20 protein-coding genes and 1 pseudogene are annotated in these 25228 nt (G+C 67.7%); 14 read left to right on the top strand and 7 right to left on the bottom strand.

What is annotated here, in order from left to right; genetic code table 11:
• Positions 1–36 precede the first annotated feature (36 nt).
• The gene (locus BOX17_RS12965; protein ID WP_071945207.1) at positions 37–3270 is read right to left on the bottom strand and encodes a DNA translocase FtsK; all 3234 of its coding nucleotides are present in this window, start codon (positions 3268–3270) and stop codon (positions 37–39) included.
• 153 nt (positions 3271–3423) lie between these two features.
• Here BOX17_RS12965 and aat point away from each other — a divergent pair, with 153 nt between their 5' ends.
• The 3 genes from aat to infA all read left to right on the top strand — a co-directional run bounded on the left by aat (position 3424) and on the right by infA (position 5284).
• Positions 3424–4158, top strand: coding sequence for a leucyl/phenylalanyl-tRNA--protein transferase (aat, locus tag BOX17_RS12960; protein WP_071945205.1), 735 nt, complete (start codon positions 3424–3426; stop codon positions 4156–4158).
• A 31-nt stretch (positions 4159–4189) separates the two neighbouring features.
• Positions 4190–4930, top strand: a complete 741-nt coding sequence (locus BOX17_RS12955) for an arginyltransferase (RefSeq protein WP_071945203.1) — start codon at positions 4190–4192, stop codon at positions 4928–4930.
• 135 nt (positions 4931–5065) lie between these two features.
• Entirely contained in the window at positions 5066–5284 is a 219-nt protein-coding gene (gene infA, locus BOX17_RS12950; RefSeq protein WP_040185975.1) for a translation initiation factor IF-1, read from the top strand.
• Between the two features lie 144 nt (positions 5285–5428).
• Here the strand turns inward: infA and clpA are convergent.
• The 3 genes and pseudogenes from clpA to icd all read right to left on the bottom strand — a co-directional run bounded on the left by clpA (position 5429) and on the right by icd (position 9664).
• Positions 5429–7704, bottom strand: a pseudogene (gene clpA, locus BOX17_RS12945) (ATP-dependent Clp protease ATP-binding subunit ClpA).
• 137 nt (positions 7705–7841) lie between these two features.
• Complete coding sequence (clpS, locus tag BOX17_RS12940) at positions 7842–8180, bottom strand: ATP-dependent Clp protease adapter ClpS (RefSeq protein WP_071945201.1); 339 nt, start codon at positions 8178–8180, stop codon at positions 7842–7844.
• A gap of 227 nt (positions 8181–8407) precedes the next feature.
• Positions 8408–9664 carry an NADP-dependent isocitrate dehydrogenase gene (gene icd, locus BOX17_RS12935; protein WP_071945199.1) on the bottom strand — a complete coding sequence of 419 codons (1257 nt, stop codon included), beginning with the start codon at positions 9662–9664 and terminating at the stop codon, positions 8408–8410.
• 179 nt (positions 9665–9843) lie between these two features.
• Between icd and BOX17_RS12930 the strand changes: the two genes are divergently transcribed.
• The 10 genes from BOX17_RS12930 (at position 9844) to BOX17_RS12885 (ending at position 21086) form a co-directional block, all read left to right on the top strand.
• Positions 9844–12081 (top strand): NADP-dependent isocitrate dehydrogenase, encoded by a 2238-nt coding sequence (locus BOX17_RS12930; RefSeq protein WP_071945197.1) that lies wholly within the window; start codon positions 9844–9846, stop codon positions 12079–12081.
• 137 nt (positions 12082–12218) lie between these two features.
• Positions 12219–12830, top strand: a complete 612-nt coding sequence (locus tag BOX17_RS12925) for a pseudouridine synthase (RefSeq protein WP_071945195.1) — start codon at positions 12219–12221, stop codon at positions 12828–12830.
• Positions 12827–13276 carry an NUDIX domain-containing protein gene (locus BOX17_RS12920; RefSeq protein ID WP_071945193.1) on the top strand — a complete coding sequence of 150 codons (450 nt, stop codon included), beginning with the start codon at positions 12827–12829 and terminating at the stop codon, positions 13274–13276. Before BOX17_RS12925 ends, BOX17_RS12920 begins: the two co-directional genes overlap by 4 nt.
• Before the next feature lie 123 nt (positions 13277–13399).
• A complete protein-coding gene (mnmA, locus tag BOX17_RS12915; RefSeq protein WP_071945191.1) occupies positions 13400–14512 on the top strand; it encodes a tRNA 2-thiouridine(34) synthase MnmA in 1113 nt (370 codons plus the stop codon).
• Complete coding sequence (gene hflD, locus BOX17_RS12910; protein ID WP_071945189.1) at positions 14509–15150, top strand: high frequency lysogenization protein HflD; 642 nt, start codon at positions 14509–14511, stop codon at positions 15148–15150. The genes mnmA and hflD overlap by 4 nt, the downstream gene beginning before the upstream one ends.
• A gap of 49 nt (positions 15151–15199) precedes the next feature.
• On the top strand, positions 15200–16564 hold the full coding sequence (gene purB / locus BOX17_RS12905) for an adenylosuccinate lyase (RefSeq protein WP_071946868.1): 1365 nt from the start codon (positions 15200–15202) through the stop codon (positions 16562–16564).
• A gap of 234 nt (positions 16565–16798) precedes the next feature.
• Complete coding sequence (locus BOX17_RS12900) at positions 16799–17995, top strand: cupin domain-containing protein (protein WP_071945187.1); 1197 nt, start codon at positions 16799–16801, stop codon at positions 17993–17995.
• A complete protein-coding gene (locus tag BOX17_RS12895) occupies positions 17995–18414 on the top strand; it encodes a GNAT family N-acetyltransferase (protein ID WP_071945185.1) in 420 nt (139 codons plus the stop codon). Before BOX17_RS12900 ends, BOX17_RS12895 begins: the two co-directional genes overlap by 1 nt.
• A 390-nt stretch (positions 18415–18804) precedes the next feature.
• The gene (locus BOX17_RS12890) at positions 18805–20403 is read left to right on the top strand and encodes an isocitrate lyase (RefSeq protein WP_071945184.1); all 1599 of its coding nucleotides are present in this window, start codon (positions 18805–18807) and stop codon (positions 20401–20403) included.
• Positions 20404–20618: 215 nt separating this feature from the next.
• Positions 20619–21086, top strand: a complete 468-nt coding sequence (locus BOX17_RS12885) for an outer membrane lipoprotein (protein ID WP_071945183.1) — start codon at positions 20619–20621, stop codon at positions 21084–21086.
• Between the two features lie 125 nt (positions 21087–21211).
• Here BOX17_RS12885 and BOX17_RS12880 read toward each other — a convergent pair whose 3' ends face one another.
• On the bottom strand, positions 21212–21493 hold the full coding sequence (locus BOX17_RS12880; protein WP_071945182.1) for a hypothetical protein: 282 nt from the start codon (positions 21491–21493) through the stop codon (positions 21212–21214).
• Between the two features lie 244 nt (positions 21494–21737).
• Here BOX17_RS12880 and BOX17_RS12875 point away from each other — a divergent pair, with 244 nt between their 5' ends.
• On the top strand, positions 21738–22220 hold the full coding sequence (locus BOX17_RS12875) for an FKBP-type peptidyl-prolyl cis-trans isomerase (protein WP_071945181.1): 483 nt from the start codon (positions 21738–21740) through the stop codon (positions 22218–22220).
• Positions 22221–22332: 112 nt separating this feature from the next.
• Here BOX17_RS12875 and BOX17_RS12870 read toward each other — a convergent pair whose 3' ends face one another.
• Together BOX17_RS12870 and BOX17_RS12865 are read right to left on the bottom strand one after the other, a co-directional pair.
• Complete coding sequence (locus BOX17_RS12870) at positions 22333–22959, bottom strand: CDP-alcohol phosphatidyltransferase family protein (protein WP_071945180.1); 627 nt, start codon at positions 22957–22959, stop codon at positions 22333–22335.
• Positions 22959–25151: an FAD-dependent oxidoreductase gene (locus tag BOX17_RS12865; RefSeq protein WP_071945178.1), complete on the bottom strand. Its 2193-nt coding sequence runs from the start codon at positions 25149–25151 to the stop codon at positions 22959–22961. Before BOX17_RS12865 ends, BOX17_RS12870 begins: the two co-directional genes overlap by 1 nt.
• Positions 25152–25228: the final 77 nt, after the last annotated feature.

Raw genomic sequence — 25228 nt, 5'->3', positions numbered from 1 at the left:
CCGAGGCTTCCATCATTGCTGCAAGGTTGCGGTGGATCAGTCGCCCACCGGGGGCGGCGCCAGCACCTCGCGGGCGCCGTTGGTGCCCATGGTGGAGACCACCCCGGCCATCTCCATCGACTCGACCAGTCGCGCCGCGCGGTTGTAGCCGATCTTGAAGCGTCGCTGCACGGCCGAGATGGAGGCGCGGCGACTCTCGGTGACGAATGCCACCGCCTCGTCGTAGAGCGCATCCTGCTCGGCATCGTCGGCGCCTCCTCCACCTTCGGCCTCCAGCCCGGTGAGGGCCTCGGCGGAGACGCCGCCGGAGAGGATCTCGTCGATGTACTCCGGCTCGCCGCGACGCTTCCAGTCCTCGACCACCCGGTGGACCTCGTCGTCGTCGACGAAGGCGCCGTGCACGCGGGTCGGCATGCCGGAGCCGGCCGGCAGGTAGAGCATGTCACCGTGGCCCAGCAGGTTCTCGGCACCGCCCTGATCGAGGATGGTGCGCGAGTCGACCCTCGAGGAGACCTGGAACGCCATGCGGGTGGGTATGTTGGCCTTGATCAGACCAGTCACCACGTCCACGGAGGGACGCTGGGTGGCCAGGATCAGGTGGATGCCGGCCGCACGGGCCTTCTGGGCCAGGCGCGCGATCAGCTCCTCGACCTTCTTGCCGACGATCATGAACATGTCGGCGAACTCGTCGATCACCACCACGATGTAGGGCAGCTTCTCGAGCACCGGCGGGGACTGGTGCATCTCCCACGGCTGGGGCTCCCAGAGCGGGTCGGCCACCTGGGCACCGGCCCGTTCGGCCTCGTCGAGCTTGCTGTTGAAGCCGGCGATGTTGCGCACGCCCATGGAGGCCATCAGCTTGTAGCGACGCTCCATCTCGGCCACGCACCAGCGCAGCGCGTTGGCCGCCTCCTTCATGTCGGTGACCACCGGCGCGAGCAGGTGCGGGATGCCGTCATAGACCGACAGCTCCAGCATCTTGGGATCGACCATGATCATGCGCACCTCATCGGGTGTCGCCTTCAGCAGCATGGAGATCAGCATGGCGTTGACGCCCACCGACTTGCCCGAGCCGGTGGTGCCGGCTACCAGCAGGTGGGGCATCTTGCCCAGGTTGGCGACCACCGGGCCACCGCCGATGTCCTGGCCCAGCGCCAGGGTCAGCGCCGACGCCTCGTGCTGGTAGCGGTCGGAATCGATCACCTCGCGCAGACGGATCATGGCGCGGTGCGGGTTGGGGATCTCGATGCCCACCGTAGGCCGGCCGGGGATCACCTCGACCACCCGCACGCTCTTGACCATCAGCGACCGGGCCAGGTCCTTGGCCAGGTTGCTGATCTTCGAGACCTTCACGCCGGCCGCCGGCTTGATCTCGAAACGCGTGATCACCGGCCCCGGCCAGGTCTCGACCACCTCGGCCCTGACCCCATACTCACGAAGTCGCGTCTCGAGGAGCTCGGCCATCTCGGCGAGCTGCTGTTGGGAATAGTTGCGCTGCTGGGGCTCGGGAGGCGTCAGCAGCCGCATGCTCGGCAGTTCACCATCGGGCTCCGGCAGGTGGTCGAACATCGGCCTCTGGTTCTGGAGGTGCTCCACGGTCCAGAGCGCCGGTCCATCGGGCTCATCCTCGGCCTGGCGGGCCTGTTCGGCGCTCGCCACCCGGGGCGCGTTCTCCCCGGCCTCGTGCTCGTCTGCCTCGGCCTCGTGCTCGTCTGCCTCGGGCTCGGGAGGAGAGAAGCCGGGGTCTCGCCTGACGGGCACCGCGGCATGACTGTCCGCCTGTTCGCTTGCGGCCTGGGGGGACAGGAACGGCTCGGAGGCGTCGTCCACGTCGTGATCGGCGGCCTGCCAGTCGGCCAGTCGCGGCTCGTGTCGCCGGTCCTCCCGGGCGGGCGAGTGCGGCGAGGCACCCGAGGAGGCGCGGGCAGGAGGCGGAGCGTCTTCCTGGGCGGAACGTTTCGCGTCGTCGCCAGGCGCCTCGAGGGGGCTGCCGAGGGGATCATCGTCACGGCGGGCCCGCAGGGCAGGCCCCTGCCAGGCGGGGATCACCTCATCGTCATCGGGCAACACCGGCTCGGGCACCGTCTCCGGCACGCGTCGTGCGCCGGAGGCATCGGCGTCCTGGCGCCGGAGGCCGGTAGCCTCCTCCCGTGGCATGCCGGGCTCGGGGCCCGACCGCTTCGGGTCGGCGGACGAGAACACCCGCGGCTCCCGGGGGCTCGGGGCGTCGGCCACCGTCGCCTCGGGCCGCGACGGGGCCGGGCTATCCGCGGCCGCAGACGACCTGCCGGCACCTCCCCCCGGCTCTCCCGCGCCCCTCGCGAGACGAGCCGTGTAGGCGGCCTCGGGACGCTTGGCCGACGGCGTATGCGCGGGCACTTCCCAGGGAATATCGGTCTCCCCGTCGTTGCCGAAGTCGGGCTCGCGTCGCGAGGCCTGCTCGGCCGCCGTGCCACGGTCGCCCTCGCGACGCCGACCGCCGCCCAGCCGCTGCCACCAGCTTGGCCGTTCCTCGGCCTCGCTGACCGCCTCCTCTGGCACCGGCTCGGTGGTCGGGGGCTCGGGCACCTCCCGGTCGAGGTCGCGCCGCTCGGCGCGCCGTTCACGCACCAGGCCGAACCGGTCGACCACCCAGCGCCATGCCGCCAGGCTGCGGTGACCCAATTCGTCCATGACCGTCAGCCAGGAGAGGCCGGTGAACAGGGGGAAGCCACAGAGCATGGCAGCCACCGACAGCAGGCCGGTACCGCCCGCCCCCACCAGGGGCATGAGGGCACCGACCAGGCCCTCACCGAGGATGCCGCCCGTCGAGTAGGGCAAGGGGCCGTCGGGACGGTAGAAGTGCAGCGCTCCCAAGGTGGTGGTCCCCAGCAACAGCAGCACCAGGCCCCCGCAGCGAACCGCCAGAGCGGTGGGGTCCCATTCGAAGCGCACCTGGCGCGAACGGATCAGCCACCAGGCCGCGAACCCCAGCATGCCGGGCCACCAGAGGGCGCTCACGCCGAACAGCGAATAGAGCACGTCGGCGAGCCAGGCCCCGATGGGCCCCATCCAGTTGGCGACCTCGGTTTCCGGACCGCTGCTCGACCAGCCGGGGTCTTCGGCGCGAAAGCTGTAGAGTGCCAGCAGCAGGAAGACACAGGCGGCCAGCAGCAGGATCACCACGCCCTCGCGGGTCGCCCCCTGCAGCCGCAGGCCGACGCGTTTCGCCTTTTCCCTGGCATTCGCCGCCGTCACCCGACGCGACGCGGTCCTCTTATTGACACTCAAGCGGCCACCTCCCTTGCGCCAACATGGCGTCTTGTGGATCTAATGGCCTTCAATCATACCGAGCAAGCGCTCACCATCACAGGGGCCGGCATGCCTTGAGCCCTATCCCGCGGCGGGGCAGACTGGACGAGCCGCCCCCACGGAAGAGGCCCCATGCTGCCCTGGCTACCCGATCACCCCGTCTGCTTCCCGCCCGTCGAGTCCGCCCTGCGCGACCCCGACGGCCTGCTGGCCGCAGGCGGCGCCCTGACCCCGGACTGGTTGCTGGCCGCCTACCGCCATGGCATCTTCCCCTGGTTCAGCGGTAACCAGCCGATCCTGTGGTGGACCCCGGACCCCCGCATGGTGCTGGTTCCCGGCGAGATCCGCGTGCGGCGAAGCCTCGCCAAGCGGCTGCGCAACGCCGGGTTCACCATCACCGCCGACCGCGCCTTCGAGGCAGTGATGGCGGCCTGCGCGGCTCCCCGTGACGGCCAGCCCGGCACCTGGATCACCCGCGAGATGCGCGCCGCCTACACGCGGCTGCACCGGCTCGGCGCGGCGCACTCGGTGGAGGTATGGCAGGCCGATCAGCTGGTGGGCGGCCTCTATGGCGTGGCCATGGGGCCGGTGTTCTTCGGCGAGTCGATGTTCTCGCGGCGACCCGATGCCTCGAAGGTCGCCCTGGTCCAGCTCGCCAGGGCCATGGCCGCCGGCGATGGCCGGCTGATCGACTGCCAGATGCACACCGCACACCTGGCCAGCCTGGGCGCCAGGGATATCGCCCGGAACGAGTTCATCGGCTATCTTGATCAGTGGCTGGGTGAGCCAGGACATGACCGCCGGGAGACGACCACGGGCGTCATGTCTCCGACCTGGTCCTTCGCCATGATCGGCGCCACCACATGACCGGGCTACTGATTCAGAGGAGATGGCAGCCTTGAGCAGCAATGCCCCCCGGCAGCCCGTCAGGGACCTGCGCTTCTTCCTGACCGTGCCCCATGCCTGCAGCTACCTGGAAGGCCATGAGGCGACCACCCTGTTCCTCGATCCCCAGGAGTCGCCGGGCCAGGGCGTGTACGATGCCCTGGCACTGCTCGGCTTCCGGCGCAGCGGCCGCCATCTCTATCGGCCACACTGTGACGCCTGCAACGCCTGCATCTCGGTGCGCATCCCGGTGGACGCATTCTCACCGAACCGCACCCAGCGCAAGCTGATGAACCGCAATGCCGACCTCACCCTGCACGTGCGCCCGGCCCTCTTCGATGCCGAGCACTATGCCCTCTACGCACACTACGTCCGGACGCGTCACGCCGATGGCGACATGTATCCGCCAAGCCACGAGCAGTATCGCACCTTCCTGACCCTCGACCAGGCCTATGCGCGCCTGCTGGAGTTCCGCCTCGATGGCCGCCTGGTGGCCGTCTCGGCCTTCGACCAGCTCGAGCACGGCCTCTCGGCCATCTATACCTTCTTCGACCCCGTCCCCGAGATGGAACGCCGCTCGCTGGGCACCCTGGCCGTGCTCAGCCTGGTCCAGCGCGCCCTCGACCTGGGCCTGCCCCACGTCTATCTCGGTTACTGGATCCGCGAGTGCCGCAAGATGAACTACAAGCAGTCCTTCCAGCCGCTGGAAATGCTCGACGGTCGCCACTGGCGGCGCATGATCCCGTCCCGGTAGCCACACGCGACACCAGGGTTCCTTTGCCTTGACGAGCGGCATGCGGCACAATATCGCGCTATCCTGTCGGCACGGACGGCCCGACCGTGACTACGTGCCGCCTGTTTCTGTCATCATCCGCGAGGAACCGCCTATATGGCACGTGAAGACCATATCGAAATGGAAGGCGTCGTCGTCGATACCCTTCCCAACACCATGTTCCGCGTCGAGCTCGAGAACGGCCACGTGGTCACCGCGCACATCTCCGGCAAGATGCGCAAGCACTACATCCGCATCCTCACCGGCGACAAGGTCAAGGTCGAGCTGACCCCCTACGACCTGTCCAAGGGCCGCATCGTCTACCGCGCCCGCTGAGCGTCGGTCGGGCCATCAGGGCCCGGACCGTCGTTCGAGTGCCGGCCGCGATCCGCGACCGCCCTCTCCCCCGCTGTCCTGCCTGAACGAACAACGCCCCGTCCGTAGACAGGGCGCTGTGTGCCGTCGGTCGACCGCGTCCCGTCAGGGCGCGTCGGCCAGCTCCGACTCCGTGGCCAGATGCAGCTCGCCTGCTTCCACGCTGACGTGCACCACGCCACCGTGCTCGGCGAGCTCGCCGAACAGGATCAGCTCGGCCAGCGGCTTCTTGAGCTTCTCCTGGATCAGGCGGGCCATCGGGCGTGCCCCCATGTCGGGGTCGTAGCCCTTCTCGGCCAGCCATTCCCGCGCCGCATCGTCCACGTCGAGCTGAACCCGCTTCTCGTCGAGCTGCGCCTGCAGCTCCACCAGGAACTTGTCCACCACGTTGCGCACCACCGAGGTGGGCAGGGCATGGAACTGGATGATGCCGTCCAGGCGGTTGCGGAACTCCGGCGAGAAGGTCTTGCGGATCACCTCCATGGCATCGGTGGAGTGGTCCTGGCTCTGGAAGCCGATGGAACGCCGGGTGGCCTGCTCGACCCCGGCATTGGAGGTCATGATCAGGATCACGTGGCGGAAGTCCGCCTCGCGGCCGTTGTTGTCGGTCAGGCGACCGTGGTCCATGACCTGCAACAGCAGGTTGAAGACCTCGGGATGGGCCTTCTCGATCTCGTCGAGCAGCAGCACGCAGTGGGGCTGCTTAGTGATTGCCTCGGTGAGCAGCCCGCCCTGGTCGTAGCCGACATAGCCGGGAGGCGCGCCGATCAGACGCGACACGGTGTGGCGCTCCATGTACTCGGACATGTCGAAGCGCACCAGCTCGATGCCCATGATGTGGGAGAGCTGGCGGGCCACCTCGGTCTTGCCCACCCCGGTGGGACCGGCGAACAGGAAGCTGCCGACCGGCTTGTCCGGCGACTTGAGGCCGGCCCGCGACAGCTTGATCGCCGCGGCGAGGCTGTCGATGGCCTCGTCCTGGCCGAACACCAGCATCTTGAGGTCGCGGTCGATGTTGGCCAGCAGCTTGCGGTCGGAGCTGGAGACGCTCTTCGGCGGAATCCGCGCGATGGACGCCACCACGGCCTCGACCTGGTCCACGTCGATGGTATCGACGCGCACCTCCGGCGGCAGCAGCCGCTGATGGGCCCCGGCCTCGTCGATCACGTCGATGGCCTTGTCCGGCAGGTGACGGTCGTTGATGTAGCGATCCGACAGCCGCGCCGCACTCTCCAGCGCCGCATCGGTGTACTTGAGCTGGTGGTGTTCCTCGAAGCGCGAACGCAGCCCCTTGAGGATCCGGGTGGTGTCCTCCACCGAAGGCGCCAGGACGTCGACCTTCTGGAAGCGGCGGGCCAGGGCACGGTCCTTCTCGAAGATCCCGCGGTACTCCTGGAAGGTGGTGGAGCCGATGCAGCGCAGCTCCCCGAGGAGAGCAGCGGCTTGAGCAGGTTGGAGGCATCCATGACCCCGCCGGAGGCAGCACCCGCGCCGATCACCGTATGGATCTCGTCGATGAACAGGATGGCGTTGGGCTGCTTGCGCAGCTCGGCCAGCAGGTTCTTCAGGCGCTTCTCGAAGTCACCCCGGTACTTGGTGCCGGCCAGCAGCGCGCCCATGTCCAGCGAGTAGACCACGGCATCGCTGATCACCTCGGGCACGTCCTCCTCGACGACGCGCTTGGCCAGCCCCTCGGCGATGGCGGTCTTGCCGACACCGGCCTCGCCCACCAGCAGGGGGTTGTTCTTGCGGCGGCGCGCCAGGATCTGTACCACGCGCTCCAGCTCGTGCTCGCGACCGATCAGCGGATCGATCTTGCCCAGCCGCGCCTGCTCGTTGAGGTTGGTGGCATAGCTGGTCAGGGGATTGGAACCCGTCTCGGTACCGCCCTCCTCGGCCTCCTCGGCCTCGGGCGAGGGGGAGGACTGGCTCTGGCCATGGCCTGCCACCTTGGAGATGCCATGGGCGATGTAGTTGACGGCATCGACCCGAGCAACGTTCTGCTGCTTGAGGAAGTAGACCGCCTGGCTCTCCTGTTCGGAGAAGATCGCCACCAGCACGTTGGCCCCGGTGACTTCGCTCTTGCCCGAGGACTGGACGTGGAAGACCGCCCGCTGCAGCACGCGCTGGAAGCCCAGGGTCGGTTGGGTCTCCCGGTCGGACTGGTCCTCGGGAATCAGCGGGGTGGTGGAGTTGATGAAATCCTGCAGGTCGGACCGCAGCTTGTCGAGGTTGGCCCCGCAGGCACGCAGCACGTCCGCCGCCGAGGCGTTGTCGAGCAGTGCCAGCAGCAGGTGCTCCACGGTCATGAACTCGTGGCGCTTGGAGCGGGCCACGGTGAATGCCGTGTTCAGGGTCAGTTCAAGTTCTTTACTCAGCATGGCAGTCCCCTTCTCGCCGCTCAGGGCGTCGCGTCGGATCATTCATGGTCCGGCATCATCAACATCGGGTACAAACGGCGCCGTTGCAAGTCTCCCTTCAACGCTGAACCACCGCACGCCCTTCTGGACCATGCCGCTCAGTCCGCCGCCTCGATGTCGCACAGCAGCGGATGCTGACACTCTCTTGCATATTGATTGACCTGATGGCTTTTGGTTTCCGCGATGTCGTGGGTGAAGACACCGCAGGTCGCCTTGCCACGCGTGTGCACGGTCAGCATGACCTGCACCGCGGTCTCGCTGTCCATATGAAAGAAGGTCTGCAACACCTCGACGACGAACTCCATGGGAGTGAAGTCATCGTTGTGCAGCACCACCTTGTACATGGAGGGACGCGCGACTTCCGGGTCGGCATTCTGCACCGCCAGGTCGCCGTCCTCTCCCTCGGAGCCATCCTCGGGACCGGGGGGACGCGTCATGCCTCCCGTCGGGGAGGCCTGCCACGATCGCCACGCCACTTTGTCTCTACAGAACATAAGAGCCACTATCCATCTCGACAAGCCGCACGCCGCCGATCATCTCAACCTTGATTGGACGCCGCCGCGCCGGCAGGGTTCACCGTCAGTTGTCGGCACCGCTGTGCCTCAACGCAAAGGGCCCCCATCCACCCTGCGGCGGACGGGGGCCCCGGGGCCAGCGTCGCGACTTACATGTTATCGGCGACGGCCTGGCCGAACTCGGAGCATTTCAGAAGCTTGGCATTCTCCATCTGGCGATGGAAGTCATAGGTGACCTCGCCCTTGGAGATGGCCTTCTCCATGCCCTTGAGCACGAGATCCGCGGCCTCGACCCAGCCCATGTGGCGCAGCATCATCTCGGCGGAGAGGATCAGCGAGCCCGGGTTGACCTTGTCCTGGCCGGCGTACTTGGGCGCGGTGCCGTGGGTGGCCTCGAACATGGCGGTCGTGTCGGAAATGTTGGCGCCCGGCGCGATGCCGATGCCGCCCACTTCCGCCGCCAGGGCGTCGGAGAGGTAGTCGCCGTTCAGGTTCAGGGTGGCGATGACGTCATACTCGGCCGGACGCAGCAGGATCTGCTGCAGCATCGCGTCGGCGATGACGTCCTTGATGACGATCTCCTTGCCGGTCTTCGGGTTCTTCATGGTCATCCAGGGGCCGCCGTCGAGCAGCTCGGCACCGAACTCCTCCTTGGCGAGCTCGTAGCCCCAGTCCTTGAAGGCCCCCTCGGTGAACTTCATGATGTTGCCCTTGTGCACCAGGGTCAGCGACTCGCGGTCGTTGTCGATGGTGTACTGCAGGGCCTGGCGCACCAGACGCTTGGTGCCCTCGACGGAGACCGGCTTGACGCCGATGCCGCAGTTCTCGGGGAAGCGGATGTTCTGGACACCCATCTCCTCGCGCAGGAACTTGATGACCTTGTCGGCCTCCGGGGTGCCGGCCTTCCACTCGATGCCGGCGTAGATGTCCTCGGAGTTCTCGCGGAAGATCACCATGTCGACGTCACCCGGCTTCTTGACCGGGCTCGGCACGCCCTCGAACCAGCGCACCGGGCGCTGGCAGACGTAGAGATCGAGCTTCTGGCGCAGGGCGACGTTCAGGGAACGAATGCCACCACCCACCGGCGTGGTCAGCGGGCCCTTGATGGACACCACGTAGTCCTTGACCGCCTCGAGTGTCTCTTCCGGCATCCAGGTGTCGGCATCGTAGACGTGAGTGGCCTTCTCGCCGGCGTAGACTTCCATCCAGTGGATCTTGCGCTCGCCGTTGTAGGCCTTCTGCACGGCGGCATCGATGGCGATCATCATCGCCGGCGTCACGTCGACGCCGATGCCGTCACCCTCGATGTACGGGATGATCGGATTGTTCGGCACGTTAAGGGTATTGTCGGCGTTGGCGGTGATCTTCTGGCCACTCTCAGGAACGACGATCTTGTTGAACCCCATGGCGAACTCCCCTTTTGGTCTATTGAGTGGAGCCCGGAGTGTACCACTCACCCCCGGCGGGAGTAAGCTGCGCGGGACACTTGTCGACAATCTTGGTAGGCTTGTCCACCTCCGCCGGGGCGCCCGCGCATGGCACCCCAATTCCATGCCACCGCAGTGACCAGGGAGATCCACGCCCCATGCCCCACACGCCGAAGATTATCTACACCTTTACCGACGAAGCGCCTGCGCTGGCGACCCACTCGCTGCTACCGATCATCGACGCCTTCACCGACGCTGCCGGTATCGACGTGGAAACCCGCGACATCTCCCTGGCGGCACGGATTCTCTCGCTGTTTCCCGACTATCTGGCAGAAGACCAGCGTGTCGAGGATCATCTGGCCGAACTGGGCGCCCTGGCCAAGACGCCGGAAGCCAACATCATCAAGCTGCCCAACATCAGCGCGTCCATGCCGCAGCTTCATGAGGCCATCAAGGAGCTGCAGGGACAGGGCTATCCCCTGCCGGACTACCCGTACGAGCCGAAGAGCGACGAAGAGAAAGACATCCAGGCGCGCTACAACAAGGTCAAGGGGAGCGCCGTCAACCCGGTGCTGCGTGAAGGCAACTCCGACCGCCGTGCGCCCAAGGCCGTCAAGGCCTACGCCCGCAAGTACCCGCATCACATGGGAGAGTGGAGCCAGGCCTCACGGAGCCACGTCTCTCACATGCACGGCGGCGACTTCTACCACGGCGAGAAGTCGATGACCCTGGATCGCCCCCGCAAGGTGAAGATGGAGCTGATCACCAACAGCGGCCAGACACGCGTGCTCAAGCCCGAGATCTCCCTGCAGGAAGGCGAGGTCATCGACAGCATGTTCATGAGCAAGAAGGCGCTGCTCGAGTTCTACGAGCGGGAAATCGAGGATGCGCGCAAGACCGGCGTGATGTTCTCCCTGCACGTCAAGGCGACGATGATGAAGGTCTCGCACCCCATCGTGTTCGGCCACTGCGTGAAGATCTTCTACAAGGAAGCCTTCGAGAAGCACGGCGCGCTGTTCGATGAGCTGGGCGTCGACGTCAACAACGGCATGGCGAACCTGTACGAGAAGATCGACACCCTGCCCGAGACCCAGCGCGAGGAGGTCATCCGCGACCTGCACGCGTGCCACGACCAGCGGCCGGAACTGGCCATGGTGGACTCGGCACGCGGCATCACCAACTTCCACTCGCCCAGCGATGTGATCGTGGACGCCTCGATGCCCGCCATGATTCGTGCCGGCGGCAAGATGTACGGCGCCGACGGCCGCCTCAAGGACGTCAAGGCGGTGATGCCGGAGTCGACCTTCGCGCGCATCTACCAGGAGATGATCAACTTCTGCAAATGGAATGGCGCCTTCGACCCGGCCACCATGGGCACCGTGCCCAACGTCGGCCTGATGGCCCAGAAGGCCGAGGAGTATGGCTCCCACGACAAGACCTTCGAGGCCCCGGAGGACGGCGTCGCCAACATCACCGACCTGGAGACCGGCGAGGTGCTGCTCTCCCAGACCGTCGAGGAAGGCGATATCTGGCGGATGTGCCAGGTCAAGGATGCGCCGATCCGCGACTGGGTGAAGCTGGCGGTGGACCGCTGCCGCGACTCCGGCATGCCGGCCGTGTTCTGGCTCGACCCCTACCGCCCGCACGAGAATGAACTGATCAAGAAGGTCAGGGCCTACCTCGAGGAGCATGACACCGAGGGGCTCGACATCCAGATCATGTCCCAGGTCCGGGCCATGCGCTACACCCTCGAGCGCGTGGTCCGCGGCCTCGACACCATCTCGGTGACCGGCAACATCCTGCGCGACTACCTCACCGACCTGTTCCCGATCCTGGAGCTGGGCACCAGCGCCAAGATGCTCTCCATCGTGCCCCTGATGGCCGGTGGCGGCATGTTCGAGACCGGGGCCGGCGGTTCGGCGCCCAAGCACGTCCAGCAGCTCCTCGAGGAAAACCACTTGCGCTGGGACAGCCTCGGCGAGTTCCTCGCCATGGGGGCCTCCCTGGAGCATCTCGCCAAGCAGTTCGGCAACGCCCGCGCGACCCTGCTGGCCGAGGCGCTGGACAAGGCCACCGGTGAGTTCCTCGAGCACAACAAGTCGCCCTCCCGCAAGGCGGGGGAGCTGGACAACCGCGGCAGCCACTTCTACCTCGCCCTCTACTGGGCCCAGGCCCTGGCCGCCCAGGACGAGGATGCCGAGCTCAAGAAACTCTTCACGCGCCTGGCCGAGACGTTGACGGCCAACGAGGCGACCATTCTCGAAGAGCTGAACGGTGTGCAGGGGCACCCGGTGGAGATCGGGGGGTACTACCATGCAGACCCTGAGCTGGCGCGTGCCGTCATGCGTCCCAGCAAGACCCTGAACGACGCCCTGGCGCTGGTCGCCCAGGACTGACGTATCGCCCGAGGCGACCTGCCGCCCGCTGCGGGCGGCCCTCCCGGCTCCCGTCCGCCCCTTGGCGGAGGGGAGCCGTTGCGTTATGGCATCGGGCGTTGATTGCCATCGGGCGCCCGGTATAGTGGAAGGACACGATGAACCTTTACCTGCTGCACAAGCCCTATCGCATGCTCTCGCAGTTCACCGACCGTCGTGTCGACGCGTCGGAGCGCCGCGCCACCCTGGCCGATGTGATCCCGGTGCCGGGGATCTATGCCGCCGGGCGGCTGGACTTCGACTCCGAGGGTCTGCTGCTGCTCAGCGACGACGGTGAGCTGATCCACCGGATCAGCGACCCCCGTCACAAGCAGCCCAAGACGTACCGCGTCCAGGTGGAGGGAGAGCCGAGCGATGCCGCCCTGCAGGCTCTGCGCGAGGGGGTGGAACTCAAGGACGGCAGGACGCGCCCGGCGAAGGTCCGTCAGCTGGCGTCGAGCGACCTGGCGGAGCGCGAGCCGCCCCTGGACCCTCGGCGCCATCCGGTCACCACCTGGCTGGAGCTGACCATTACCGAGGGGCGCAACCGTCAGGTACGGCGCATGACCGCCCATGTCGGCCACCCCACCCTGAGGCTGGTCCGCGTGGCCATCGGCCCCTGGACGCTGGAGGGCCTGGCCCCCGGCGAGTGGCGCCGCGAGACCCTGCATGCCCCGCGCAAGCCCGCGACGGGGCGTCGCCGGAACCAAGGAAAAGGAGGCCGACGATGAGCCGCTGGCAACCCTACATCAGCGTGGCCACCGTGGTGGAGCGCGCCGGCCGTTTCCTCATGGTGGAGGAGGACCGCGGCGGTCCCGAGACCCTCTTCAACCAGCCTGCCGGCCACCTGGAACCCGGGGAGCGCATCCAGGAGGCCGCGCTGCGGGAGCTGCGCGAGGAGACCGCCTGGCAGATCGGCATCACGGACTACCTCGGCATGTACGTCTACCGGACCCCGGACGGCTCGACCTTCCACAGCCACGGCTTCTTCGGCATGGCGCTGGCCCACCTGGGCAACGACCTGGATCCGGCCATCCACGCGGTGCACTGGCTGACCCTGGAGGAACTCGAGGAGCTGGAGCGTGAACGCCGCCTGCGCAGCCCTCTGGTGATGCGGCGAATCCGCGATGCCCTGGCGAGCCGCTTCTATCCCATGGACGTGATCCACGAACGCTAGCCTCCCGCGGGCCGCGCACCATGACCGACCCTCGCGTCGGTCGCCCCCGTCATGCTTAGAGCTTCGGTCGGGTTTCGGGTATAATCCCCGCCCATTTGCGACACACCCAATCCGAGAACGCCCATGACCGCCACCACAGGCAAGGTGATCGTCGGCATGTCCGGCGGCGTCGACTCCTCCGTATCCGCCCTGCTGCTGCTCGAGCAGGGCTACGAGGTCGAAGGCCTGTTCATGAAGAACTGGGACGAGGACGACGGCACGGAGTACTGCACCGCCAAGGAGGACCTGGCGGACGCCGAGGCCGTCTGCCGGAAGCTCGGCATCCGGCTGCATACCGCCAACTTCGCCGCCGAATACTGGGACAACGTCTTCGAGCACTTCCTGGCCGAGTACCAGGCGGGCCGCACGCCCAATCCGGATATCCTCTGCAACCGCGAGATCAAGTTCAAGGTGTTCCTCGAGTATGCCGAGATGCTCGGCGCCGAGAAGATCGCCACCGGCCACTATGTCCGCCAGGGCATCCGCGACGGCCGCCCGCGCCTGCTCAAGGGGCTCGATGCCAACAAGGACCAGAGCTACTTCCTGCATGCCGTCCCGGAGGCCGCCATCGCGCGCACCCTCTTCCCGGTGGGCGAGCTCGAGAAGCCCGAGGTACGCGCCATCGCCGAACGCCATGACCTGGTCACCGCCCGCAAGAAGGACTCGACCGGGATCTGCTTCATCGGCGAGCGGCGCTTCAGCGACTTCCTCAAGCAGTACCTGCCCGCCCAGCCTGGCGTGATCGAGACGCCCGAGGGCGAGGTGATCGGCGAGCACATGGGGCTGATGTACTACACCCTGGGCCAGCGCCAGGGGCTCGGCATCGGCGGGCTCGCCGACCACACGGACGCCCCCTGGTACGTGGCCGCCAAGGACCTCGAGCGCAACGTGCTCGTGGCCGTGCAGGGCAAGCACCATCCGCTGCTCTATACCGACAGCCTGGCCACCGAGGCCATGGACTGGGTGGCCGGCGAGGCGCCCGCCGCCGAGGGTCGCTACACCGCCAAGACCCGCTACCGCCAGGCCGACGTGCCCTGCACCATGCGCGTGCGTGAGGATGGCGGCGTCGAGGTGCGCTTCGATGAGCCCCAGCGTGCCGTGACCCCGGGCCAGTCGCTGGTGCTCTACGACGGCGAGATCTGCCTCGGCGGCGGCGTGATCCGCGAGACCTGGAATGCCACGGAGCCTGCCGAATGACTGCCTCGACCCCGATCCATCGCGCCCCGGATACCCCGTCGGCCCGCCAGGCCCTGGCCCTGGCCGGCGTCTTCCAGGCCGCCAGCCTGGTCGACGAGCTCGCCCGCACCGGACAGACCGACCAGCGGGCCTGGGAGACCCTGATCCGCGCCACCCTGGACACCAGTCCGGAGAGCTTCGAGGCGATCTACGGCGGTCATCCCAACAACCTGCGCCGGGGCCTCGAGGTGCTCGAGGGCGTCGTCGGCCGCAAGCAGGTCAACCCGGTGGTGCTGCGCTACGGCTTCTCGCTGCTGATGCTGATGAGCAAGCTGCGCACCAACGACGCCATGATGGATGACCTGGGGACGCGCCTGACCCGCATCCAGGGCCAGGCCGAGCACTTCGGCGAGACCCACGAGAACGTCATCGCCAGTCTCGGCGAGGCCTACCAGGAGACGCTCTCGACGCTCAAGACGCGCATCGTCGTCCAGGGCGACCCCTCGCTGCTGCAGAGCCGCATGATGCCCGAGCGTGTCCGCGCCATCCTGCTCGCCGGCATCCGCTTCGCCCTGCTCTGGCACCAGCAGGGGGGCCGGCGCTGGAAGCTGGTCTTCCAGCGCGGCGCCCTGAAGAAGTCCCTGGACCAGCTGGGCTGACCCCTTTTCACCTCCCTTGACCGGAACCCGACCCATGCAAGCCGCTTCCCTGCCCCTCTCCGCCCTCACCGCCCTCTCCCCCGTGGATGGCCGCTACGAGTCCAAGGCCGCCGCCCTGCGCGAGCATTTCAGCGAGTTCGGCCTGATCCGCGCCCGGGTCATCGTCGAGATCCGCTGGCTGCAGCGCCTCGCCGAACACCCGCAGATCACCGAGGTGCCCAGGCTCTCCGCCGAGGCCACGGCGCACCTCGAGAGCCTGCTGCGCGACTTCTCCCTGGCGGACGCCGAGCGCATCAAGACCATCGAGCGCACCACCAACCACGACGTCAAGGCGGTGGAGTACTTCATCAAGGAGAAGATCGCCGATCAGCCGGAGCTGCATGCGGTCACCGAATTCGTGCACTTCGCCTGCACCAGCGAGGACATCAACAACCTCTCCCATGGCGTGATGCTGACCGACGGGCTGAGGGCGCTGCTGCCGATGATGCAACAGGTCGCCGACGAGATCGCCCGCCTGGCCGAGGAGCACGCCGCCCAGCCGATGCTCTCGCGCACCCATGGCCAGACCGCGACCCCCACCACCCTCGGCAAGGAGATGGCCAACGTCGCCTATCGCCTGCGCCGCCAGCTGAAGCAGATCGAGGCCGTCGAGATCCTCGGCAAGATCAACGGGGCGGTGGGCAACTACAACGCGCACCTCGCGACCTACCCCGAGGTGGACTGGGAGGCCAACGCCCGCAGCTTCGTCGAGGGCCTGGGCCTGACCTTCAACCCCTACACCACCCAGATCGAGCCCCACGACTACATCGCCGAGCTGTTCGATGCCGTGTGCCGCTTCAACACCATCCTGATCGACTTCGACCGGGACGTCTGGGGCTACATCTCCCTGGGCTACTTCAAGCAGCGCACCGTGGCCGGCGAGATCGGCTCCTCGACCATGCCCCACAAGGTCAACCCCATCGACTTCGAGAACTCCGAGGGCAACCTGGGGCTTTCCAACGCGGTGCTCGGCCACCTGGCCCAGAAGCTGCCGATCTCCCGCTGGCAGCGTGACCTCACCGACTCGACGGTGCTGCGCAACCTGGGCGTGGGGCTGGCCTACGGCATGATCGCCTACCAGGCCTCGCTCAAGGGCATCTCCAAGCTCGAGGCCAATCCGGTGCGCCTGGCCGAGGACCTCGACAACAGCTGGGAGGTGCTCGCCGAGCCGATCCAGACGGTGATGCGCCGCTACGGCATCGAGAAGCCCTACGAGAAGCTCAAGGAGCTGACCCGCGGCAAGCGCATCGACCAGACCGGCTTCGCGGCCTTCATCGATACCCTCGAGCTGCCCGAGGAGGTCAAGGTGGAGCTCAAGGCGCTCAGCCCAGCCACCTACATCGGCAACGCCGAGGCCCAGGCACGCAGGCTGTAAGCCAGAAGCCGGCGTCCAGAGTGAGCGGCGCCGGTGGCAGGCCTGAAGAGGGTCCTTTGCCATGGATAGCAAAGGTAGCGCCCAGGGAAGGGTTCACAGCGCCCTCGCTATGGTCCGGCACCCCGGGGCCTGTCACCGGAACAGCCGCGTTCCGGCCGACCCGCTACCGACATGCTAGTATCCCGACAGGCGCCACCGGCGCCTGTCGTCGTTTTCCCTGCAAGAGTCGACACGATGTCACGAGACGAGCCTCTCGCCCTGCTGGGCGGCCTGACGGCCGCCGACTTCCTTCGCGACCACTGGCAGCGCAGGCCGCTGCTGATCCGCGGCGCCTTCCCCGACTTCCAGTGCCCCCTCGAGCCCGATGAGCTCGCCGGCCTCGCCTGCGAGGAGAACATCGAGGCACGCCTGGTGGAGGAGCACGGCCGCGATGCTGAGGGGAATGAGCGCCCCTGGCAGGTCAGCCATGGCCCCTTCGACGAGGCCACCTTCGCTCGCCTGCCGGAACGCGACTGGACCCTGCTGGTACAGGCCGTGGACCACTACGTGCCCGAGGTCGCCGCGCTGCTCGAGCACTTCGACTTCCTGCCCCGCTGGCGCCTCGACGACGTCATGGTCAGCTATGCCCCGCCGGGGGGCAGCGTCGGCCCCCACGTCGACCAGTACGATGTCTTCCTGCTCCAGGGCCGCGGCACCCGCCGCTGGCAGCTGGGCGGCAAGGTGTCCGACGAGGCGCCGATCCTCCAGGGCATCGACCTGCGCATCCTCGAGCGCTTCGAGGTCGACGACGGCGACGACTGGGTCCTGGAGCCCGGCGACATGCTCTACCTGCCGCCCGCCTGGGCCCACCACGGCGTCAGCCAGTCCGATGACTGCCTGACCCTCTCGGTGGGCTTCCGGGCGCCCTCGGCGGACGAGGCCATCACCTCCTACGCCGACTACCTCGGCGAACAGCTGCCGGCCTCGATCCGCTATGCCGACGCCGGCATGGCGCCCCCCGTGGACCCCGCCGAGCTCGACGATGCCGCCGTGGCCCGCATGCGCCGGCTGATCCTCGAGACCCTCGACGACCCGGCCCAGCTGGCCCAGTGGTTCGGGCGGGTGATGACCCAGCCGAAGTATGTCGACCAGCTGGTACCCACCGAGAGACCGACCGAGCCCGACGACCTTGTTGCCGCACTACAGGATGGCGAGACCCTGGTGAGAAGCCCCGGTTCGCGCTTCGCCTGGCGGGCCCTGGACGACGAGCGGGCGACCCTGTTCGCCGACGGCGACGGGGTCGAGTGCGCCCTGCCCCTGGCCCGCACCCTGGCCTCCGACGCCCCCCTGGAGGCAGCGCTGCTGGCCTTCCCGGAGGCTCCCTCCCTGCTCGCCGCCCTGCACGATGCCGGCAGCCTCGCCTGGGCCGACGACTTCGAGGAGTCGCCGTGATGGAGATCCGCGAGGGCCGCTGGGACGAGCTCGGCGACGAGGCCAGCGAGATCCGCCGGGTCGTCTTCATCGAGGAGCAGCGCGTCCCGGTCGAGGAGGAGTGGGACGGGCGGGACGACGCCTGTCGTCACTTCCTGGCCGTGCAGGACGGTACCCCGGTGGGCACCGCGAGACTGCTGCCCGACGCCCATATCGGCCGGGTGGCGGTCCTCGCCGAGGCCCGGGGCCGGGGTATCGGCGTGGCCCTGATGCGTGCCGCCATCGAGGCCGCCCGTCGCGACGGCCACCCCCGGGTGGAGCTCGCCGCCCAGACCCATGCCCTCGTCTTCTACGAGCGGCTGGGCTTCCAGGCCGTCGGCGGCGAGTTCCTCGATGCCGGAATTGCGCATCGCAGCATGCATCTCGCCCTGGGCGACTGACCCCGATCCCATTCCCGGCATTCGACTACAGGAGGAGCGTGTCCCGGTGCCCTCTTGTAGTCGAGTTACAACGCCCCCTGCGCCCAAGTGTCAATTGTTGGATCCCGCCATCACGGGCCATAGTGGATGCCATGGAGAGGGAAAAACGGTCGTTTGTCACCGGTCGCACAGGCGCCGAGGACCGACCGCCCTGCCCCTCTCCGAGGTTCGACCAAGGCCGTAGAGACAACCCCGGACAACTGGTTGAACCTGATGATACTTCGCAAGTGCAGCATAAGGCTTTTCCAGATCAGCAGGCTTGGCCGAATGATGCAGCAGGCGACGCCGACGACGCGGCCCGAGAGAGGCACGCGCTCGCGAGATTCCACTCCTGACCCGAAGGATGGCCCCATGGCAACATTCAAAGAAGAACTCAAGGCGCTGGCTCAACTGCGCGAGGCCCAGCAAGGCAAGTGGGACAACGTCAATCCGGAGCACGCCGCCCGCATGCGGGTGCAGAACCGTTTCCAGACCGGCCTGGACATCGCCCGCTACACCGCTAAGATCATGCGCGAGGACATGGCGGCCTATGATGCCGACAGCTCCCAGTACACCCAGTCGCTGGGCTGCTGGCACGGCTTCATCGGGCAGCAGAAGCTGATCTCCATCAAGAAGCACTTCGGCACCACCAAGCGCTCCTACCTCTACCTCTCCGGCTGGATGGTCGCCGCGCTGCGCTCCGAGTTCGGTCCGCTGCCCGACCAGTCCATGCACGAGAAAACCACCGTGCCGTCGCTGATCGAGGAGCTCTACACCTTCCTGCGCCAGGCGGACGCCTGGGAGCTGAACCACCTGTTCCGCGACCTGGAGGAGGCGAAGAAGGCCGGCGACCAGGCCAAGGCCAATGCGCTGATCGAGAAGATCGACGCGCACGAGACCCACGTCGTGCCGATCATCGCCGACATCGATGCCGGATTCGGGAACGCCGAGGCCACCTACCTGCTGGCCAAGAAGATGATCGAGGCGGGTGCCTGCTGCATCCAGCTCGAGAACCAGGTCTCCGACGAGAAGCAGTGCGGCCACCAGGACGGCAAGGTCACCGTGCCCCACGAGGACTTCATCGCCAAGATCAACGCCGTGCGCTACGCCTTCCTGGAGCTCGGCGTCGAGGACGGCGTGATCGTCGCCCGCACCGACTCCCTGGGCGCCGGCCTGACCCAGAAGATCGCCGTGACCAACGAACCCGGCGACCTGGGCGACCAGTACAACAGCTACCTGGACGGCGACGAGATCGACAGCGCCTCCGACATCAACAACGGCGACGTGGTCATCAAGCAGAACGGCAAGCTGGTCAAGGTCAAGCGCCTGGCCTCCGGCCTCTTCCAGTTCAAGCCGGGCACCGGCGAGGACCGGGTGGTGCTGGACTGCATCACCAGCCTGCAGAACGGCGCCGACCTGCTGTGGATCGAGACCGAGAAGCCCCACGTCGGCCAGATCGCCGGCATGGTCAATCGCATCCGCGAGGTCTGCCCGGACGCCAAGCTGGTCTACAACAACTCGCCGTCCTTCAACTGGACCCTGAACTTCCGCCAGCAGGTCTTCGACGCCTGGGAGAAGGAAGGCAAGGACGTCTCTGCCTACGACCGCGCCGACCTGATGAACGCCAGGTACGACGAGACCGAACTCGGCAGGCTTGCCGACGAGTGGACGCGCAACTTCCAGCGTGACGGCGCCCGCGAGGCCGGCATCTTCCACCACCTGATCACCCTGCCGACCTACCACACCGCGGCCCTGTCCACCGACAACCTGGCCAAGGGCTATTTCGGCGACGAGGGCATGCTGGCCTACGTGGCGGGCGTGCAGCGCAAGGAGATCCGCGAGGGCATCGCCACCGTCAAGCACCAGGACATGGCCGGCTCGAACATCGGCGACGACCACAAGGAGTTCTTCCACGGCGAGGCGGCGCTGAAGGCCGGCGGCAAGGACAACACCATGAACCAGTTCGGCTGAGGCCGCTGGCCTGGTCGCTGGACCCCGGGGAGGCCTTCTTGGCCTCCCTTTTTTCATATTGTTTGCACCGGCTCGGCGCTACACTCGAGACAAGGACGGCCTACCTCTGGCCAAGCCGGTTGGCTGTGAGTAGACTCATTAGCGAACACCGTTCACCAACCCTGGGCCATCATCCCGTGGCCGAGTGTTCATCAAGGACACCAAGGAGATCCTTCATGAAGCGCCTTCTTCCCGTTCTCGCCCTCGGCGCCCTGACGCTGGCCGGCTGCGCCAATACCGCGCCCTACTCCGGCAACGTCTATACCGGCAACCAGGCCAAGGCGGCCCAGTCCGTCACCTTCGGCACCATCACCGCCCTGCGGCGGGTGCAGATCCAGGCCGACAGCCGGGCCGGGGGCCTCATCGGCACCGGCGGCGGCGCGGTGATCGGCGGCCTGCTGGGCAACCAGGTCGGCGGCGGCTCGGGGAAGACCCTCGCCACCGCGGCCGGGGTGATCGCCGGCAGCGTCGCCGGCTCCCGGATCGAGGAGTCCGCCAACCTGATCCCGGCCTGGGAGATCGAGATCCGTCAGGACAACGGCCAGAACGTGGTCATCGTCCAGAAGGCGGACCAGGCCTATCAGGTCGGCCAGCGCGTGCGCATCATCGGCAGCGGCGCAAGCGCCAGCGTCGCACCCTACTGAGGCCGGCGAGGCCGACGGCGGCCCGCCCGAGGCGAGCCCGGCATGAGAAAGGCCCGCGGAGTGATCCGCGGGCCTTTAGCGTGGTGCAGACGGGCGGGTCGAGGCAGCCCGCCCTGGTCGGCCCCTCAGTGCATATCGACCTTGTTCATGGCCCAGCCGGCCAGCTTGGTGCCGATCAGCGCCAGCAGACCGATGATGATCAGCGTGAACAGCAGGTCCACCGGCTGCACCATGAAGGTGGCGACCAGCACCGCGAGTGCCGGGCTCCAGATCCAGCGGTCATCCTCACTGCGCAGCACAGCGGGCAGCAACTTGTCGAGGGCGCCACTGACGGAGGCATCCCAGCGCTTCAGGAACAGGAACAGGAGCACGGCAAAGGCGATCAGCCAGATCAGGATCGGGGTCATGGCACTCTCCATGGAGGGGTCGAACGAAGGAAGGGGTGAATTCGTGGCCTTCAAGGGTATCCCTGCCCGATAGGCCACGCAACAGTCCGAAGGTCCCGCTCCCACGGGATCGCCCCCCGGATCGGCAGGCGTGAATGCCGCTCAGGCTCGCCTCCGGCATCCTGAATTTCCTCCATGGCCCTGACAGCCCCTTGACTGCCGCGTTACCATAGCTGGCCACATGCACTCACCGAAAGGTTCATCAATGCAGATTGCGCAGAATTCCGTTGTCGCGTTCCACTACACCCTGACCAACGATGCAGGTGAAGTGCTGGACAGCTCGGAAGGCCGCGAGCCGCTGACCTACCTCCACGGCGCCGGCAACATCATTCCGGGCCTCGAGAAGCAACTGGAAGGTCGCGCTGCAGGCGACAAGCTCCAGGCGCAGGTTGCCCCGGAGGAAGGCTATGGCGAGGTCCAGGCCCAGCTGGTCCAGGAAGTGCCGCGTGATGCCTTCCAGGGCGTCGACAACGTCGAGCCCGGCATGCAGTTCCAGGCCCAGACTCAGGGCGGCCCGCTGATGGTCACCGTGACCCAGGTGGACGGCGATACCGTCACCGTCGACGGCAACCATCCGCTCGCCGGCCAGTCCCTGAACTTCGACGTGGAGATCGCCGAGGTTCGCGAGGCCAGCGAGGAAGAGGTCGAGCACGGCCACGTGCACGGTGAAGGCGGTCACGAGCACTGATCGCATCGCCGAGACCATGCCCACCGCCTGACGGCGAATCCGGCATGGCAGGACGCAAAGGGGCAGCCACTGGCTGCCCCTTTGTCGTGTATGGGGGAAACCGCCGCCCCGCCTACGCCTCGTCCTCGAAGGCCCTGAGGGTCCGATGGCCGCCCCACAGCCGGGTGGCGGTGGTCACCAGGCAGGCCCCAGCGAAGAGGAGCGCGAGTAGCGGGAAATGGTCGGGGAACAGGCAGAAGACCACGAAGGCCATCACGGTCTCCGTGCCCTCCGTCAGGCCGTGCAGGTAGTAGAACGCCTTCTGCTGGAAGCGGGGCCGCTCCAGGCCGTGGCGCGTGGCCATGATGGCGAAGGCCAGGAAGGAGGTGCCCGTGCCGATGAAGGCGAACAGCAGGAAGGCGGCCGCCAGGGCATTGGCGGCCGGGTCGGCCAGGGCGAAGCCGAGCACCACCGCCCCGTAGAAGACGAAATCGAGGCCGATATCGAGAAAGCCGCCGGCATCGCTGCCGCGACCGGACAGCCGGGCCAGGGCCCCGTCCAGCCCATCGCCCAGGCGATTGAGCAGGATCGCCACCAGCGCCGGCAGGTACCACTCCAGGGCCAGCAGCGGCAGCGCCAGCAGGCCGACCAGGAAGGCCACCACCGTCACCTGGTCGGGGTGGACCCGCTGCGCGGCGAGGCCCCGGGCCAGCATCGACAGCGGTGCCTGGGTCATGGGCATCGTCCAGCGATCGAGCATCAGCGGCCCTCCTTCACGGCCTCGCTGCTGCCGCGCCGCCAGGCGAAGTAGCGCGCCAGCCAGCCCAGCAGGCGTTCCGGCTTGTGGGCGTTCTTCCATACCCCCGCCGTCGCCTTCACCGCCTCGCTGTGGGTCGGATAAGGGTGAATGGTACCCAGCAGCTTGTTGAGCCCGATGCCGTGGGTCATCGCCAGGGTGAACTCGGCCAGCATCTCCCCCGCGCCGGGGCCCACGATGGTCGCCCCGAGGAGACGGTCACGGCCGGGCACGGTCAACACCTTCACGAACCCGCGGGTGCTGCCCTCGGCGATGGCGCGATCCAGCTCGCTCAGGGCGTAGTGCGTGACCTCGACCGCCACCTCCTGGCGCTCCGCCTCGCGCTCGTTGAGGCCGACCCGGGCCACCTCGGGATCGGTGAAGGTGACCGCCGGCAGGGCCCGGTAGCTCACGCGGAACCGCCTGAGCTCGCCGAACAGCGCGTTCACCGTGGCATGCCAGGCCTGGTGGGCGCTCGCGTGGGTCAGCTGGTAGGGGCCGGCCACGTCACCGCAGGCCCAGACATTGGGCAGCACGCTCTGCAGCGCCTCATCCACCGCCAGGGTGCCATCGGGCCGGGTCTCGACCCCCAGGGCCTCGAGGCCCAGCCCCTCGACGTTGGCCTGGCGCCCCACCGCGACCAGCAGGTGGCTGAAGGGCAGGCGCTCGAGGCGTGGCTCGCCGTCATCGCCGCGCCGCTCGACCTCCAGCACCTGGCCGCCGCGATCGTCGGGCAGCACGCGCAGCGCGCGGGTGGCGAGGCGCACCGACACGCCCTCCTCGTCCAGCCGGGTCTCGACCTCGCCGGCCACATCGCGGTCCTCCCGGGGCAGCAGCTGCTCCCCCATCTCCACCAGCGACACCTGGCTGCCCAGCCGGGCGAAGCTCTGTCCCAGCTCGCAGCCGATGGGGCCGCCGCCCAGCACCACCAGGCGCTCGGGCAGGCGCTCGAGCTGCCAGAGGTTGTCCGAGGTGAGCACCTCGATGCCCTCCAGGCCCGGCAGGGGCGGCACCCGGGGACGTGCCCCGCTGGCGATGATCACATGGCGGGTCGTGATCACCCGTTCGCCCTCGCCGTCCCGGACCCTGACCCGCCAGGGATCCTCGAGGCAAGCATCCCCGGCGACGACCTCCACGCCCAGGCCCTCGTAGCGCTCGCGACTGTCGTGGGGCGCCACCTCGCGGATGGCGCGATGGACGTGTCCCATCACCGCGGCGAAATCCACCTCGGGCTCGCCGGCCTTGACGCCATAGCGCGGCGCCTCGCGGATCTCGCTGGCGATCCGCGCGGCACGGATGAGGGCCTTGGAGGGAACGCAGCCGGTGTTGAGGCAGTCGCCGCCCATGCGGTCGCGCTCGACCAGCGCCACCCGCGCCTTGACGGCGGAGGCGATGTAGCTCGCCACCAGCCCCGCCGAACCGCCCCCGATCACCACGATGTCCTGGTCGAACCGCCGGGGACGCTGGAAGCGACGGGCCAGCTGCCGGCGCTTGCCGACGGCCACCAGGCCACGCGCCAGCCAGGGAAAGAGCCCGATCAGCACGAAGGAACCGATCAGCCCCGGGGAGAGGATGCCGGCCAGCGACTCCAGCTGGCCCAGCTCACGGCCGGCATTCACGTAGACCGCGGTGCCGGCCAGCATGCCCACCTGGCTGACCCAGTAGAAGGTCGTGAGCCGCATGCGGGTCAGGCCCATCACCAGGTTGATGACGAAGAAGGGGAAGAGCGGGATCAGCCTCAGGGTGAACAGGTAGAAGGCGCCTTCCCGCTCGATGCCGGCGTTGATGCGCTCCAGCTGGGCGGCGAAGCGCCGCTCCAGCGGCTCGCGCGCCAGGGTGCGGGCGATCAGCGCGGCGAGCGTCGCCCCCAGGCTGCTGGCGAAGGAGATGAGCAGCAGTCCCCAGCCGAAGCCGAACAGCGCCCCGCCCAGCAGCGTCAGCAGGGTGGCACCCGGCAGCGAGACCGCGGTGATAGCCACGTAGATCAGGAAGAAGCCGCCGGCAACGGTCAGGGGGTCTGCAGCCAGCCAGGCCTGGAAGCGGTCCTGCTCGGCCTGGAGGTTGGCCAGCGTCAGGGCCTCGTTGGCCCCGCTGAGGAAGTAGGCCGCCACCAGCAGGGCAATCGCGGCCGCGAGTATCAGGCGTCGTCGGGTCAAGGGGGAGCTCCTGGTCGTGAGCGAGGGAGTGGACATGGCATCTGCCACAGGAAGGAACGCCCCTCTGTCGGGGCGGG

The sequence above is a fragment of the Halomonas aestuarii genome (genome assembly GCF_001886615.1).
Classification (GTDB): domain Bacteria; phylum Pseudomonadota; class Gammaproteobacteria; order Pseudomonadales; family Halomonadaceae; genus Halomonas; species Halomonas aestuarii.
This window is presented reverse-complemented; position numbering and strand designations above follow the sequence as displayed.

What these genes read in the sequence shown, in the direction of transcription:
- aat (WP_071945205.1), top strand. Translation starts at nt 3,424, where the DNA reads ATGCTGCCCTGGCTACCCGATCACCCCGTCTGCTTCCCGCCCGTCGAG.
- infA (WP_040185975.1), top strand. Translation starts at nt 5,066, where the DNA reads ATGGCACGTGAAGACCATATCGAAATGGAAGGCGTCGTCGTCGATACC.
- clpS (WP_071945201.1), bottom strand. Translation starts at nt 8,180, where the DNA reads ATGACGCGTCCCCCCGGTCCCGAGGATGGCTCCGAGGGAGAGGACGGC.
- icd (WP_071945199.1), bottom strand. Translation starts at nt 9,664, where the DNA reads ATGGGGTTCAACAAGATCGTCGTTCCTGAGAGTGGCCAGAAGATCACC.
- BOX17_RS12930 (WP_071945197.1), top strand. Translation starts at nt 9,844, where the DNA reads ATGCCCCACACGCCGAAGATTATCTACACCTTTACCGACGAAGCGCCT.
- BOX17_RS12925 (WP_071945195.1), top strand. Translation starts at nt 12,219, where the DNA reads ATGAACCTTTACCTGCTGCACAAGCCCTATCGCATGCTCTCGCAGTTC.
- BOX17_RS12920 (WP_071945193.1), top strand. Translation starts at nt 12,827, where the DNA reads ATGAGCCGCTGGCAACCCTACATCAGCGTGGCCACCGTGGTGGAGCGC.
- mnmA (WP_071945191.1), top strand. Translation starts at nt 13,400, where the DNA reads ATGACCGCCACCACAGGCAAGGTGATCGTCGGCATGTCCGGCGGCGTC.
- hflD (WP_071945189.1), top strand. Translation starts at nt 14,509, where the DNA reads ATGACTGCCTCGACCCCGATCCATCGCGCCCCGGATACCCCGTCGGCC.
- BOX17_RS12900 (WP_071945187.1), top strand. Translation starts at nt 16,799, where the DNA reads ATGTCACGAGACGAGCCTCTCGCCCTGCTGGGCGGCCTGACGGCCGCC.
- BOX17_RS12895 (WP_071945185.1), top strand. Translation starts at nt 17,995, where the DNA reads ATGGAGATCCGCGAGGGCCGCTGGGACGAGCTCGGCGACGAGGCCAGC.
- BOX17_RS12890 (WP_071945184.1), top strand. Translation starts at nt 18,805, where the DNA reads ATGGCAACATTCAAAGAAGAACTCAAGGCGCTGGCTCAACTGCGCGAG.
- BOX17_RS12885 (WP_071945183.1), top strand. Translation starts at nt 20,619, where the DNA reads ATGAAGCGCCTTCTTCCCGTTCTCGCCCTCGGCGCCCTGACGCTGGCC.
- BOX17_RS12880 (WP_071945182.1), bottom strand. Translation starts at nt 21,493, where the DNA reads ATGACCCCGATCCTGATCTGGCTGATCGCCTTTGCCGTGCTCCTGTTC.
- BOX17_RS12875 (WP_071945181.1), top strand. Translation starts at nt 21,738, where the DNA reads ATGCAGATTGCGCAGAATTCCGTTGTCGCGTTCCACTACACCCTGACC.
- BOX17_RS12870 (WP_071945180.1), bottom strand. Translation starts at nt 22,959, where the DNA reads ATGCTCGATCGCTGGACGATGCCCATGACCCAGGCACCGCTGTCGATG.